Origin of the sequence: Shewanella sp. 10N.286.51.B8 (assembly GCF_041469325.1) — a bacterium.
Classification (GTDB): Bacteria; Pseudomonadota; Gammaproteobacteria; order Enterobacterales; family Shewanellaceae; genus Shewanella.
The window spans coordinates 226,564-241,378 of the sequence record NZ_JBFRKG010000007.1; the positions used below are offsets into that span (position 1 = coordinate 226,564).

9 protein-coding genes are annotated in these 14,815 nt (G+C 42.1%); 5 read left to right on the forward strand and 4 right to left on the reverse strand.

Annotated features, from left to right (window positions below; all coding sequences use genetic code 11):
• Positions 1-16: 16 nt before the first annotated feature.
• From recN to barA, 4 genes are all read right to left on the reverse strand, one after another.
• Positions 17-1,675, reverse strand: a complete 1,659-nt coding sequence (gene recN / locus AB4160_RS03770; protein ID WP_102438058.1) for a DNA repair protein RecN — start codon at positions 1,673-1,675, stop codon at positions 17-19.
• 114 nt (positions 1,676-1,789) lie between these two features.
• Positions 1,790-2,755, reverse strand: a complete 966-nt coding sequence (locus AB4160_RS03775) for an AEC family transporter (RefSeq protein ID WP_303412204.1) — start codon at positions 2,753-2,755, stop codon at positions 1,790-1,792.
• Positions 2,756-3,080: 325 nt separating this feature from the next.
• Positions 3,081-3,695 (reverse strand): YjaG family protein, encoded by a 615-nt coding sequence (locus tag AB4160_RS03780; RefSeq protein ID WP_076543013.1) that lies wholly within the window; start codon positions 3,693-3,695, stop codon positions 3,081-3,083.
• A complete protein-coding gene (gene barA, locus AB4160_RS03785) occupies positions 3,685-6,516 on the reverse strand; it encodes a two-component sensor histidine kinase BarA (protein ID WP_372003656.1) in 2,832 nt (943 codons plus the stop codon). The genes AB4160_RS03780 and barA overlap by 11 nt, the downstream gene beginning before the upstream one ends.
• 102 nt (positions 6,517-6,618) lie before the next feature.
• Here barA and rlmD point away from each other — a divergent pair, with 102 nt between their 5' ends.
• The 5 genes from rlmD to eno all read left to right on the forward strand — a co-directional run bounded on the left by rlmD (position 6,619) and on the right by eno (position 14,747).
• Entirely contained in the window at positions 6,619-7,962 is a 1,344-nt protein-coding gene (gene rlmD, locus AB4160_RS03790) for a 23S rRNA (uracil(1939)-C(5))-methyltransferase RlmD (protein WP_102438064.1), read from the forward strand.
• Between the two features lie 215 nt (positions 7,963-8,177).
• Positions 8,178-10,385, forward strand: coding sequence for a GTP diphosphokinase (gene relA / locus AB4160_RS03795; protein WP_102438066.1), 2,208 nt, complete (start codon positions 8,178-8,180; stop codon positions 10,383-10,385).
• Positions 10,386-10,500: 115 nt separating this feature from the next.
• Complete coding sequence (gene mazG / locus AB4160_RS03800) at positions 10,501-11,349, forward strand: nucleoside triphosphate pyrophosphohydrolase (RefSeq protein ID WP_102438068.1); 849 nt, start codon at positions 10,501-10,503, stop codon at positions 11,347-11,349.
• 206 nt (positions 11,350-11,555) lie between these two features.
• Positions 11,556-13,193 (forward strand): CTP synthase, encoded by a 1,638-nt coding sequence (locus AB4160_RS03805; RefSeq protein ID WP_102438070.1) that lies wholly within the window; start codon positions 11,556-11,558, stop codon positions 13,191-13,193.
• 252 nt (positions 13,194-13,445) lie between these two features.
• A complete protein-coding gene (gene eno, locus AB4160_RS03810) occupies positions 13,446-14,747 on the forward strand; it encodes a phosphopyruvate hydratase (RefSeq protein WP_372003657.1) in 1,302 nt (433 codons plus the stop codon).
• The last annotated feature ends 68 nt before the right edge of the window (positions 14,748-14,815 follow it).

The window sequence follows — 14,815 nt, forward strand, 5'->3', positions numbered from 1 at the left end:
GCTTAAAGCTGCAAGATTATTGCAATAGCTCTCTAGCATTCGCTAAGGTATTTTCAGTTATCACATCACCCGCGAGTAGTCTTGCTAGCTCATTGACTCGCTCTTGTTTATCCAATGACTTCATATTCGTCTCAGTGCCGCCACTTTTGGTGAATTTATTCACTAGCATATGTTGGTGACCATTACCTGCAACTTGCGGTAAATGCGTCACACAGAGCACCTGAGTTGATTGACCTAAGCTGCGTAGCATTCTTCCCACAACTGCTGCAGTAGGTCCTGAAATACCTACATCCACTTCATCGAATATCAAGGTTGGTGTTGATACCTTTTTAGCGGTGATAACCTGAATACCAAGCCCAATACGTGACAATTCGCCACCAGAAGCTACTTTGGCAATGGGCTGCATCGGTTGACCGGGGTTGGTGGTAACCAAGAATTCAACTTGATCACAACCAGAAACTGATTGTAGTTCTGGGTTAAAATTCACCTCAATGCAGAATCTGCCTTTGGGCATATTTAACTCTTGAATCGATTGGGTGACTAACTTATTAAGCTCTTTAGCATAGCGGTTACGGCTATGGCTGAGTTTTTGGGCGCTAATTACGTAAGCTTTTTTGCTTTCATCTACTTGCTGCTGAATTTCATCAAGCCTTGTGGCATCGTTATTAAGCTCGCTAAGTTCAGCTTTTAAAGCTTGGTGATGCTCAAACAGTTGCTCAGAGCTCACATGGTGTTTTCTTGATAATTGCATCGCCTTTGAAATGCGCTGCTCAAGGTAAGCAAAGTGTTCAGGATCGAGTTCTATTCGGCTTAAATAGTCCTGAACTTCGCTGCTGCTTTCCTGCACTTGAATTAACGCTTCATTGAGCATTTGAGCAATATTACTTAGTTGTGGGTCAAACTCAGTTAGGTTCTCAGCTAAGCCCACGACCCGATTAAGTAAAGATTCAATATTGGCTTCATCGTCATCACACAGTAATTGCAGGCTGGATTGGCAGGTATCAATTAACTCTGTGCCGTTAGCAAGGCGTTTATGCTCTTGCTCAATCTCAATAAATTCACCGGCTTTAAGATCAAACTCATCAAGCTCTTCAACTTGATATTGCACTAGCTGTTTTCTGGCTATACGCTCTTGCTGATTTTGTTGTAATTGTTTCAGTTCATTTTCGATTAACTTACAGCGTTGATAGCTTTTGCTTACCCCGTCAAGCAATAATTTATGGTTGGCGTAGCTATCAAGAAGGGTCAGTTGATGCTCGCTTTTTAACATTGCATGATGCGCGTGTTGGCCGTGAATACCGACAAATAATTGCCCTAGAGATTTAAGCTGGGCTAACGGAACTGGATTACCATTTATATAGGCACGTGAGCGGCCATCGGCATTAATTGTTCTTCTTAAGATACATTCGTCTTCGACATCAAGGTCATTGTCCTCTAGCCAGCGCTTAGCAAATGGCACATCATCTAAGCTAAAGCGGGCACTCACTTCGGCTTTGGTTGCACCTGGTCTAACGCTATTGGCATCTGAGCGATTACCAAGGCATAAGCCCAGGGCATCAATAGCAATGGATTTACCAGCACCGGTCTCACCAGTAATGCTGGTCATGCCAGCTTTAAAGTCGAGTTCTAGAAAACGTACAATTGCGAAATTATTAATGCTTAATTGGCACAGCATAATCAATCCTTGTGTGAATAACCATCAAACCACTGTATCTGCATACAGTTTACACTGTTTTTATATACAGTAAAGTGCTGTATAAAAAAATGGTGCTGATTTTTTATACGAGGATTAAACCAAGGCGCTTAAGATTTTTTCAATAATGGGCAAACTAATAAAGGTGGCTGTAGTGCTGATCAATATGCACTTGGCACTTGATAAGGCATAGATTTGGTAACGCTGTGCCAGTAAGTAAACACTTGCTGCTGTCGGCAGTGCCGCCAGAATGACGCCCATAAAAACTAGCTCAGACTCCACCTTAAAATAGCTTAATAAAACATAGGCAAGTAACGGCTGGACAATGAGTTTTAAACTATTCAGCAAGCTCATTTCAAGGGCGATATTATGTTTTTTAGGCCCAGCTTTTGCGCCGCGATGCATGGCTTTAGCTAACACCATGCCAATGGCAAATAAGGCGCAGGGGCTAGAGGTGTTTCCGATTAACCGAAACATCATGCTGATACTGTCAGGTAGGTTTATTTTGAGCGCTGATACCAATACCCCTAGGGCGCAACCAATAACGATGGGGTTGGTGATTAATGCGTTGAGCATAATCATAATAGGATGACGTTGTTGGGTTTTATTCACCGCAAGTTCCATGCTCACCAGTGCAAATGCGAACATGATAATGGACAGTAGACTGGCAATGGCTGCGGTGGCGATGGCTTGATTGTTATCAGGATACAAGCTCATCATTAAAGGGATCCCAATAAAGGCGGTATTACCAAAACTGGTGTTTAGGCCTCTAATTGCAGCTAGCGCGGGCTGTTTATTGTCTGCAAGGGTTGAGATGATCACTGTAATACAATATGTGCCCGCCATAGCGAGGCCAAAGGCGAATATAAATCCCCATTGCAGAATATCGTTAATGTCAGTTTCGGCCAGTGCAATAAATAAAATAGCAGGGAAGGCGATATAGTAGACGTATTTATTTAGCGCCGAGTCACTATCTTGGGGGAGTAATTTAAGTTTCTGGACACTAAAGCCAATAACCATGATGCCAAAAACAGCGATAAGTGGGGTTAGGATACTAGGCAAGCTTGATTCCTTTTTAGGGCCTTGAATGACATATCAATAATGTGGGCGTTGGATATCTTACTTTAATGGCGCCAATAAGATATTAGATAAAGGTAAGGTATGAGATGAATCTAAGCTATTCAAATAAGTTAAGTTTTTAAATTAAACTAAGATAAGAAAAACTGCATAGATCTGATACGACAAGGAGGATGTAAATGTTGCCCATCAGGTTGGCATTAGAGTATAAAGCTATCTGTTAGCGGTATCTTTAATAAGGGCATGATGACAGGCCCTTATTAAAGAGTGCTATTGCTACTTAAAGAGTGCTATTGCTACTTTAAAAGTATCATTGCTGCAGACTGATGCCGATATTAGACACGCCAGCATCAATGATTTCTTTGCGTAATTCCTTAATGAATTCAGGTGTGATTTTTGTTGTTTCTTCAATCACATCTAATAACATTCCTTGTAAGTGCTTCTCTTCTTGCATTACAGGATGGTTAAATACGAACTCTTCTACAACATCTTCATTCATGACGTCTTCAAGTTCTTCAATGCTAATGGCTTCAATATAGTTGGCCACTGTACTTGATGATAATTTACTGACGTTGGTAATATCTTCTTCGATTTTAGCTTGTATGCCACCGAGTAAAGTCGATAACGCTACAGCAGCATCCATTGCAGGATAAACACCGTAGGCTTCAAAATCTGCAGGCTCAGGGGTATTTTCATCTAAACGCTGTAAGTGAATATCGTAATTAAACTTAAGCTTTTTATCGTATTGTGATTGCCAAAGTAAATCCAATACTGTGCTTAATACTTTAGGCTCGCCAAACTCACACACTTCGGAGAAAAGGGCGTAATTGGGCAGCATGCGCTGACATAGCGCGGTCGCAAAAAGTTGCTTTTGAGGTAATGACAGCGCTTTTAAACGCTTAAAAAAACCGGGTTTATTGCTCATAGGGAACATCCGCTGATAACTGTGATATCACTTGATTTGCTGCTGATTCTACCTTAGTTAGCTCGTCAAGTAACTCAAGTATTTCAGGTTCTAAGTCTTCGATGTTGGTTTTGTGCTTTAACGCAGACTCTAATTCTTGGCAAAGTTTTTGGGTGTTGGGCACCCCACAATAACAACTCGCTCCATGAAGTTTATGCACGGTTTGCAGCATAAGCGAACTATTGCTGCTTTTTAATGCCGTTTCTATGTCGCTGACACTTTCAGGCAGTGAGTCCACCAACATTTGCAGCATCTCTAATGCTAAATCCGGTTTTTGATTGGTTTGTGCTAAGCACAGCTCCCAATTAAGGGTATGCATATCAAAGTGGGTAAATTTAGGTTTATTTATCCAGCGATCAATCACCCCTTTTAATGCCGCTTCATCAATGGGTTTTGGCAGATAACCGTCCATGCCGCTACCTAAAATTAATTCTCGCTCTTCAGCGATAGCGTGGGCTGTTACCGCAATAATAGGTGTATTGCGGTTAAGTGAGTCTTGGCGGATAAGTTTGGTTGCTGTAACCCCATCAGTGCCGGGCATTTGAATGTCCATAAAGATAACATCGAAGGCTTGTTTTTGGGCATAGCTCACGGCTTCATCACCGTTATTGACAGAGATGACATTAACCACCAACTCTTTCAGTAGGGTATCGATTAGCTTTAAGTTAGCAAGGTTGTCATCAACAGCAAGTACGCTCAAATTCTTGCGCTCATACACAGTCGCGGGTAGTGACTCGGTTAATAGCGCTGTTTGAGTGGGTGGATGAATTAAGTGGTTAGCCAACTCGTAGTCACTCACTGGCATACTGAGTAAAATATCGCTATTAGGCCTCAATGCTTGGTTTAATATTTTTTGCTGCTCGATGCAATCATGAAGCAAGACTAAACATGAGGTCTTTTCCCTCGCCATGCTTAAACAGCTTAATAACTGCTCTTTATCACTAAAGCCATGGCAGTTAAGCAGAATATAATCGTAATGCACTTTGCTTGATGAAAGCGTTGACTCTAAATGGCTAATTTGGCCAACAGTGGTTAAATGTAGCCCCCACGCTTCAAAGCGGCGATTGAGCATATCGCGGCTTAGCTCTCTTGATTCAAATAACAACAGGGTTTTATTACGTAAAGAGTCCAAATGCAGCACTTCACCAATATGAAACTGGCTTAATTCCAATGGCAGCATGAACCAAAATGTTGAGCCTTGATTTGGAATTGAGGTAAAGCCAATTTGGCCGCCCATTTGGTTAATCAAACGTTTGGTGATCACTAAGCCCAAGCCGGTACCACCAAAGCGGCGTGAAATAGACGAGTCTGCTTGGCCAAAGGCCTGGAACAGATATTCTTGCTGACTTTCATCAATACCAATACCGGTATCAATTACTTCACAGCGCAGGGTGATATTTTCATCTTTTTGGCCTACAAGATGAATTTTCAAAATAACGCTACCTTGATCGGTAAACTTAATCGCATTGCCCAATAGGTTCGTCATGATTTGTGCAACCCGCATCGCATCACCGCTGACACTTTCAGGCACGTTGTCGTCAATATCAATAATCAGTTCGATGTTTTTTTCTTGAGCGCTGCCGGCCACAATGCTGACGGTTTCAGAAATGGTTTCCCGCAGGGCGAATGGCATTTTCTCTAAGACCATTTTACCGGCTTCTAATTTGGAGAAATCCAGAATGTCATTAATGATCCCCAGTAAGTTACTGGCGCTTCGTTCAATGGTTTTTATGTAATCTAACTGACTTGAGTGCAGCGGCGTTTTAATTAACTGCCGAGAAAATCCAATCACACCGTTTAGTGGTGTTCTTAATTCATGGGACATATTTGCTAAGAACTCTGATTTAATGCGACTGGCTTCAAGGGCGCGCTTTTTGGCTAAATCAAGCTCGACGTTTTGGATTTCAATTTGTTCAAGGGTTTCCCGTAAATCAGAGGTCGCTTGGTCAATGTTTTGCTGCATTTCATCGTGATATTCTGACAATGAACTAGCCATGGCATTAATGCCGCGCTTAAGTAAATCTAGCTCGCCGATTAATTGTCCATCAAGACGGGTGTCTAACTTACCTTCACGAATTTTTGCTACTACTCTTACCATTTCAGTAATGGGGTAGTTAACATGCTTAACCAAACGGAATGTGAAAAACAGATTCAGCTGCACCCCAATTAATACAATGACAAATGCGGCAATGGCGGCACGGTGTTGCTCAAGTAAGGCATTTTCTTTATTGAGTAATATTGAGATATACCCCAATATTTGTTGCCCTTCAGCATTGGTGATAATTTTTCTTGGGCCGTTGGCGGGCGAAATTGTCACCCCTTGCGGGTTAGTTTGTTGATTAACGCCGGTATAAGACATAATCGGCACCCGTATCACCATGGTGTCGTCGATGGTTTCATACTGAGTCGAAATTAAAGACTTTAACGCTGCTGTATAGCGCATACTCTCAAAATCTTTATGGTAGTGAGATGTTACAAATAATTGATTTTCATCATCAAAAATAGCAATTGAGTGAATAAGGGCAGAGTTGTTTAATTGCGATGTTGCCAGTAAACGTTTGCTGGCTTCTCTGTCTTCAGTGACCAGTCCGAACTCGCTGGCAATGGCCAAAGGCTCGACAATACTTCTACCTTGATTGATTAAGGTCTCTTCGAGTTCATAAAAACGGTTTATGGTGAAGTAACTTCCAAGTAGAATACCCACCATGACCGTTGGCGCTAACGCAAGTACCAGTACCCAAGAGCGAAGACTGTATTTGGTCATGTTGTTAGCATTTTTCATCGTGAAGACATTATTCCTAAAGACTTTTTATCTATGATGAGGACTAGACTGCCAGAAACAGAGCCGTCTTGACTAGTCATTTATTCAATACCTGAGGCCAAAATGGCACAATTTTTTAAAGCAAAACCAAACAAAACTAAACAACTGTCGGCCAAGTTGACTTTAACGGTATCACAACTTGATCATCTCGGTGCAGGTATTGCTCAACATGACGGCAAAGTGGTATTTATTCCTGGGGCTCTGCCCGGTGAAACGGTAACCGCGCAATTAATTGAACAAAAGAAAAAGTACGCTAAAGCTAAGCTGCTTAAAATTCAAATCGCAACCGATAAAAGAGTCGCGGCGCAATGCCCTCATTATCAGCAATGTGGTGGCTGCGACTTACAACATATGAGCATTGATGCGCAGCGTGAATATAAGCAAGATGCACTACAAAATTTAATGGGTAAGTTAGCGGTCAATATTGATGACAAGATCATGACTTCAATGATAACCGGTGAGCAATGGCATTATCGTCGTCGCGCACGGCTAGCTACGTTATTTGATAAAAAGACGAAGCATTTACAATTAGGCTTTCGAGCTGCCAATAGCAATAATATCGTTGATATTAAGCAGTGCGATGTATTGGCTGTAGCATTGTCGGCATTGATTGAACCCTTCTCAAACGTGCTTAATCAGTTACAAGCTAAAATGACACTCGGTCACCTTGAACTCACTGAAGCTGAAAATGGCATATTTGCAGTACTTAGAATCACCAAAGCATTGAAAACCGATGATGAGCAGCGCCTGAAAGCGTTTGCTTTGGAGCATCAAATACAGTTGTTAGTGCAAGATAATGATGGCGAACTGCGTTCGCTAGTCAGTGACGATCATATTGAATTACCCAAATATTTGTTAGCTAACGGCCAAGTCGAATGTCGATTTAGCCCGGGAAATTTTGTGCAGGTCAATGCTGATATTAACCAGCGTATGGTCGCACAGGCCATCGAGTGGCTAGATCCACAACAAGATGAACGAATTTTGGATTTATTTTGTGGGGTAGGTAATTTTAGTTTGCCCCTTGCTACCCAAGCCGCTGATGTTATTGGTGTTGAAGGCGTACCTGAAATGGTTACGCAGGCGAAACAAAATGCTGCTGATAACAACTTAACCAACCTGAGTTTTTTTCACGCTGATTTAAGTGCGGATTTATCTCAAGCCTCTTGGCTGGGTAAAATTGATAAACTATTGCTCGATCCTGCCAGAGCGGGGGCGTATGAAAGTTTGCAATGGTTATCTAAAATGAAGCCTAAAAAAGTGGTGTATGTGTCATGTAATCCGGCAAGTTTAGCCAGAGACAGCCAAGTATTAATCGAACAAGGCTATCAGCTTAAAAAACTAACCATGTTGGATATGTTTCCACAAACTCATCATATCGAAGCGATGGCATTGTTTGAAATCAAATAACTTGCTGCGCTGGCGTGGCAAACCAGTAAAATCAACTGTTTTTACTGCCAACTCAAACAGAAATACTGTTTGAAGATGACATTTTTTAAATTGATTAATATTAATTTGACATAAATAACTGAATGCTCAAGATGAAAGCATTAGAGTAAATAACACATCAACACAGATTCAGTTATTTGTACGCGTAAAAGTCAGTACCAATAAGGAAGTTAATTATGGTCTCAGTTCGAGAAGCACATTTTAATCTAGCCGATTTTAATATCGACGAATGGGTTATGCGTTATATCGATAACGCCGAAGAAGCCCTATTGTTACGGGATCTGATCCTGTATCTAGATATGTTGCCAACGAAATCTCCCGATGTACATCGGGCCTTGCTTGAGCGCGCCCGTGAAATGGTGGAAATTCTAGCGCCATTGAATATGGATATCGAGACCTTACAAGCTTCATTATTATTTATTGCTCATGATGCCGGTATTTTATCAATTGAAACAATTGAAGAAAAATATGGCGCTAGCTTAAGCAAGCTAGTGGCAAGCGTGGTGACCATGGAGGCTATTGGCGCCTTAAAAGTCAGTCCTGACTCTCGAACCGCCGAGCCGCAAATCGATAATATTCGTAAAATGTTATTGGCCATGGTCGAAGATGTACGCGCGGTAGTGGTTAAGCTTGCTGAGCGGGTAGCGCTACTTCGTGAAGTTAAAAATGCCGATGAAGAAACCCGAGTATTGTTGGCAAGAGAAGTGGTCGATATCTACGGCCCGCTTGCCAACCGTTTAGGAATTGGGCAATTAAAGTGGGAATTAGAAGATATCTCGTTTCGCTACCTGCACCCGACAGTTTACAAAGATATTGCCAAACAGTTAGATGGTAAACGTGTCGACAGAGAAGTGTTTATCGATAAGTTTGTTACCCAGCTGCAACAGCGTCTGGATAATGACCAAATTCGCGCGAAAGTCTATGGCCGCCCGAAACACATCTATAGCATCTGGCGTAAGATGAAAGGCAAAGACTTGAAGTTTGATGAGCTGTTTGATGTGCGCGCGGTGCGTATTGTCACAGAACGTCTCCAAGATTGTTATGGTGCTTTAGGTGTCGTGCATACCCTTTGGCATCATATTCCCCGTGAGTTTGATGATTATGTGGCCAACCCTAAACCCAATGGTTACCAATCAATTCATACCGTGGTCGTTGGCCCTGAAGGTAAAACGGTAGAGATTCAAATTCGTACTGAAGCGATGCATCAGGACTCAGAACTTGGGGTCGCAGCCCATTGGAAGTACAAAGAAGGCTCTGCTGGTGGCAAGCAAAGTGGCTATGAAGAAAAAATTAATTGGCTACGTAAAATTTTGCTGTGGCAAGAAGATGTTGCTGAAACCGGAAACCTGGTTGATGAAGTCCGCAGCCAAGTATTTGAGGACAGAGTCTATGTGTTTACCCCTAATGGCGAAGTGGTTGATTTACCATTAGGCTCCACCGTGCTCGATTTTGCTTACTACATTCATTCCCATGTGGGCCATAAATGTATTGGCGCCAAAGTCGATGGCCGTATTGTGCCCTTTACTTATCAAGTTGAAACCGGTGAGCGTATTGAAATCATTACCTCAAAGCATCCTAATCCGAAGCGCGATTGGTTAAATCCAAATTTAGGCTACATCAAGTCGTCTCGCTCTCGCTCGAAAATTCAGCATTGGTTCAAGCAGCAAGACCGCGATAAAAACATGGTGGCAGGGAAAGAATTACTTGAGGCTGAACTTAACCGTGTCTCACTTCATTTAAAAGATGCCAAAGTTGCGGTTGAGCGCTTTAATATGAACTCCATGGATGACATGTTAGCGGCTATTGGTGGCGGTGATTTACGCTTAAACCAAGTGGTGAATTACATTGAAACCAGTTTACGCAAAACTGAAGTGACCGAACAAGAGATTGTTGAAGAGCTCATTAAACGCTCGAATCCGAAACCAGCCCGTAAAGGCAAAGGTCAGGTAGAAGTAAATGGTGTTGGTAATTTATTAAGCCATATTGCCAGCTGCTGTAAACCTGTACCGGGTGATGAAATTTTTGGTTATATCACCATGGGCCGCGGCGTGTCAGTGCACCGCAGTGACTGCTCACAGGTTAAAGAGCTAATGCGCGCCCATCCAGAGCGCAGTGTCGAAGTGGTGTGGGGAGAAAACTATTCTGGCGGTTATCGGATTAAAGTACGGGTGATAGCTCATGATCGCAGTGGTTTACTGCGAGATGTCACCACAGTACTGGCGGCTGAAAAGTCCAATGTAATGGCAATGAGTTCAACCTCTGATGAAAAAAACCAAACCGCTACCGTTGAGCTAGAACTTGAACTGTATAACCTCGATGGCTTGTCACGGATATTATCAAAATTAGGCCAAGTTGAAGGTGTGACCGAAGCCAGACGATTATAGTATTAAATCCCAACGGCGCACTTTAGTGTCAAAAGATAAGGTGATAAATCGAAAGGTTTGTCACCTTTATTTTAACTTATCAGCCAGTTTAGGCCATATCATTGAGAAATAGACCATGTCAGCAAATACCCTAAAGCAAGCTAACGATATTATGCAGCCTTTATTAACAATTATGGAAAAACTGCGGGATCCTGAAACGGGTTGCCCTTGGGATAAACAGCAAAGCTTCGAGACTATTGTTCCTTTTACCCTTGAAGAAGCTTATGAGGTTGCCGATGCCATCGAGCAAGCTGATTTAGATTCGCTGCCAGATGAGCTGGGTGATTTGTTGTTTCAGGTGGTGTTTTACTGTCAGCTCGGTAAAGAACAAGGCTTATTTGATTTTGCCACTGTGGTGAATAAAATTTGCGACAAATTAACCAGAAGACATCCCCATGTGTTTAGCGGCGACAACCTTGGCACTAGCGCTGAACAAGTCAAACTTGTTTGGGATGAAATTAAGCAGCAAGAAAGGCTCGCGAAAAGCCAACACTCGATACTTGATGACATTCCAGTAGCAATGCCAGCACTGAACCGAGCGATAAAAATTCAAAAGCGGGTTGCAAAGGTGGGCTTTGATTGGGCTGATTTAGCCCCTGTGGTGGCAAAGGTTCATGAAGAAATCGATGAGGTCATGGCAGAGGCGCAGCACTTAGAAGCCAATAAAGACGAATATTACCCCAAGGTGGTTGATGAAATGGGCGACTTATTATTTGCTGTTGCCAATATGGCAAGACACTTAGGGGTTGAGCCAGAGCAGGCATTAAGGCTTGCTAATCAGAAGTTTGAACGTCGCTTTAAAGGGGTAGAGCAATATGCTGCACAAAGTGGCAAGGCGTTTGAACAGCACTCACTTGAAGAGCTCGATAGCTATTGGGATCAAGTTAAAATGGCAGAGAAAAGTCAGCAGCTTAGTAAAGATTAATCTGCGCACTTGGCAAACATTAGGATGATATTGAATTCAACGCTATGAAAATTAGGGTTAAATTATGACCATGATTTAACTTTGGCTTAATATCAATTTTATGCGTTTATTGTTTGTTGTTAGCGCGCTATTTTGGTAGAATGTCGCCCCGTCCTAGTGCTTTCTTACAAGCACGTTATTTTCAATCTCACATTCTCAGGTTCAGCATGACTACAAGGTATATCTTCGTTACTGGTGGCGTTGTTTCATCACTAGGTAAAGGCATTGCAGCAGCTTCATTAGCAGCAATTTTAGAGGCGCGTGGCCTCAATGTAACCATTATGAAACTTGACCCATACATTAACGTTGACCCTGGCACCATGAGCCCGACTCAGCATGGTGAAGTATTCGTTACTGAAGATGGTGCTGAAACCGATTTAGACTTAGGTCATTACGAGCGTTTCATTCGAACCAAGATGAACCGTCGTAATAACTTCACTACCGGTCGTATCTACGAGCAAGTGCTACGTAAAGAGCGTCGTGGTGATTATTTAGGTGCCACCATTCAGGTGATCCCGCACATCACTAATGCAATTAAAGAAAAAGTACTTGAAGGCGGCGAAGGTCACGATGTTGCTATCGTAGAAATTGGCGGCACAGTAGGCGATATCGAGTCATTGCCTTTCTTAGAGTCAATTCGTCAATTAGGTGCTGAGCTAGGACGTGATCGCACATTATTCATGCATTTAACCTTAGTGCCGTTCTTAGGTGCTGCAGGTGAAATTAAAACTAAGCCAACACAACACTCTGTTAAAGAATTGCGTTCAATTGGTATCGCGCCAGACGTATTAGTTTGTCGTGGCGACCGTGCTATTCCTGCTAATGAAAAAGCGAAAATCTCGCTATTTTGTAATGTAGAAGAAAAAGCCGTTATCTCATTAAAAGATGTCGACAGTATTTATAAGATCCCAGCGTTATTGCGCTCTCAAGGTCTTGATGAGTTAGTGGTTAAACGTTTTGGTATCGATTGTAATGATGCTGATTTGTCTGAGTGGGAAAATGTTATTTATCAAGAAGCTAATCCAAATGGTGAAATTACCATTGGTATGGTGGGTAAATACATCGAACTACCAGATGCTTATAAGTCTGTGAATGAAGCACTTAAGCATGCAGGCCTTAAAAACCGCCTAACAGTGAATATTCAGTATGTTGATTCACAAACAGTAGAAGCTAAAGGCGCTGAAGTACTAGAAGGTTTAGACGGTATTTTGGTTCCTGGTGGCTTCGGTGAGCGTGGTGTTGAAGGTAAAATCTTTGCGGCGCAATATGCCCGTGAAAATAACATTCCATACTTTGGTATTTGTTTAGGTATGCAAGTGGCATTGATCGAGTTTGCTCGACACGTTGCTAAACTTGAAGGGGCTCATTCAACTGAGTTTAAACCAGAAACAGAACATCCAGTCATTGGTCTGATCACAGAATGGATCAATGAAGAAGGTAATGTTGAGCTGCGTCATGAAGCGTCAGATTTAGGTGGCACTATGCGTTTAGGCGCACAGTTATGTCATTTAGCTGAAGGTTCTAAAGCCGCTGCAGCATATAACTCTACTACTTGTGTTGAACGTCATCGTCACCGTTTTGAAGTGAACAACAACTATGTTGAGCGCTTAGAAAAAGCTGGCCTGGTATTTAGTGGTTTGTCATCAGATCGCAAATTAGTGGAAATGATTGAGCTTCCTAATCACCCTTGGTTTGTAGCAGGTCAATTCCACCCTGAATTCACTTCAACACCTCGTGATGGTCATCCATTATTTGAAGGTTTTGTTGCTGCTGCTGCGATTCATCAAAAAGGTGAAGCTGAGTAATTAAAAATAAAGCCACTGATAATCATATCAGTGGCTTTTTTTTATCTGGTCAATTTTTTATCTGCTAATTAATAGATGTGACCTAGGTAGTTGCCGCTTAACGATAATCGGTCTATGCTATGGCTTCAGTTGACCTTTTATTACCAAACTGAAAGTGAAATACCAATAATTGCGCCATTATTAATAAATTGTCGGTGTTTATTGGTATTGATTTTCTATTTTAATATTTAACTTACATATATTGAGGCAATTATGGCTAACATTATTAACGTCATTGGTCGTGAAATCATGGATTCACGCGGTAACCCAACGGTAGAAGCTGAGGTTCACCTTGCTGACGGTTCTATCGGTATGGCTGCTGCACCATCGGGTGCATCAACAGGTTCTCGTGAAGCACTTGAATTACGTGATGGCGACAAAGCACGTTACTTAGGTAAAGGTGTTCTTAAAGCTGTTGAAGCTGTAAATGGCCCAATCGCTGAAGCGTTAAAGGGTAAAGATGCACTAGCACAAGCTGAGCTTGATCAAATCATGATTGACTTAGATGGCACAGAAAATAAAGCTAAGTTTGGCGCAAACGCTATCCTAGCTGTTTCTCTTGCTGCTGCTAAAGCGGCTGCTGTTTCTAAGAAAGTACCTTTATACGCTCACATTGCTGATCTAAACGGTACTTCTGGTGTTTACTCTATGCCTCTTCCAATGATGAACATCATCAATGGTGGTGAGCACGCTGATAACTCAGTAGACATTCAAGAATTCATGATCCAGCCTGTTGGCGCAGCTAACTTCCGTGAAGGCCTTCGTATGGGCGCTGAAGTATTCCATAGCCTTGCTAAAGTTCTTAAAGCTGGTGGCCACTCGACTGCTGTTGGTGATGAAGGTGGTTTCGCGCCAAACCTTGAGTCTAACGAAGCTGCACTTGCTGCAATCAAAGTGGCTGTTGCAAACGCAGGTTACGAGCTAGGTAAAGACATTACCTTAGCGATGGATTGTGCTGCATCTGAGTTCTTTGATAAAGAAGCCAACATCTACGATCTTAAAGGTGAAGGCAAGAAATTCACTTCTGAAGAGTTTAACTACTTCCTTAAAGATTTGACTGAACAGTACCCAATCGTATCTATCGAAGACGGTCTTGATGAATCTGACTGGGATGGTTTTGCACATCAAACTAAGCTTCTTGGTGATAAAATCCAATTAGTAGGTGATGATTTATTCGTAACTAACACTAAGATTCTTAAGCGTGGTATCGACAACGGTATTGCTAACTCAATCTTAATTAAATTCAACCAAATTGGTTCGTTAACTGAAACGTTAGCAGCAATCAAAATGGCTAAAGATGCAGGCTTCACTGTTGTTATCTCTCATCGCTCAGGTGAAACTGAAGATTCAACCATTGCTGATTTAGCGGTTGGTACTGCAGCAGGGCAAATCAAAACCGGTTCATTAAGCCGCTCTGATCGCGTTGCCAAGTACAACCAACTGCTACGTATCGAAGAAGCATTAGGTTCAAAAGCACCGTATAACGGTCTTAAAGAAGTCAAAGGCCAAGGTTAATTTTCCTTGAGCTAAAAAAAGGCCACCACTAGGTGGCCTTTTTTGTTGTACTATAGTGGTATTAATCA

What these genes read in the sequence shown, in the direction of transcription:
- AB4160_RS03805 (WP_102438070.1), top strand. Translation starts at nt 11,556, where the DNA reads ATGACTACAAGGTATATCTTCGTTACTGGTGGCGTTGTTTCATCACTA.
- recN (WP_102438058.1), bottom strand. Translation starts at nt 1,675, where the DNA reads ATGCTGTGCCAATTAAGCATTAATAATTTCGCAATTGTACGTTTTCTA.
- eno (WP_372003657.1), top strand. Translation starts at nt 13,446, where the DNA reads ATGGCTAACATTATTAACGTCATTGGTCGTGAAATCATGGATTCACGC.
- barA (WP_372003656.1), bottom strand. Translation starts at nt 6,516, where the DNA reads ATGAAAAATGCTAACAACATGACCAAATACAGTCTTCGCTCTTGGGTA.
- mazG (WP_102438068.1), top strand. Translation starts at nt 10,501, where the DNA reads ATGTCAGCAAATACCCTAAAGCAAGCTAACGATATTATGCAGCCTTTA.
- relA (WP_102438066.1), top strand. Translation starts at nt 8,178, where the DNA reads ATGGTCTCAGTTCGAGAAGCACATTTTAATCTAGCCGATTTTAATATC.
- AB4160_RS03780 (WP_076543013.1), bottom strand. Translation starts at nt 3,695, where the DNA reads ATGAGCAATAAACCCGGTTTTTTTAAGCGTTTAAAAGCGCTGTCATTA.
- rlmD (WP_102438064.1), top strand. Translation starts at nt 6,619, where the DNA reads ATGGCACAATTTTTTAAAGCAAAACCAAACAAAACTAAACAACTGTCG.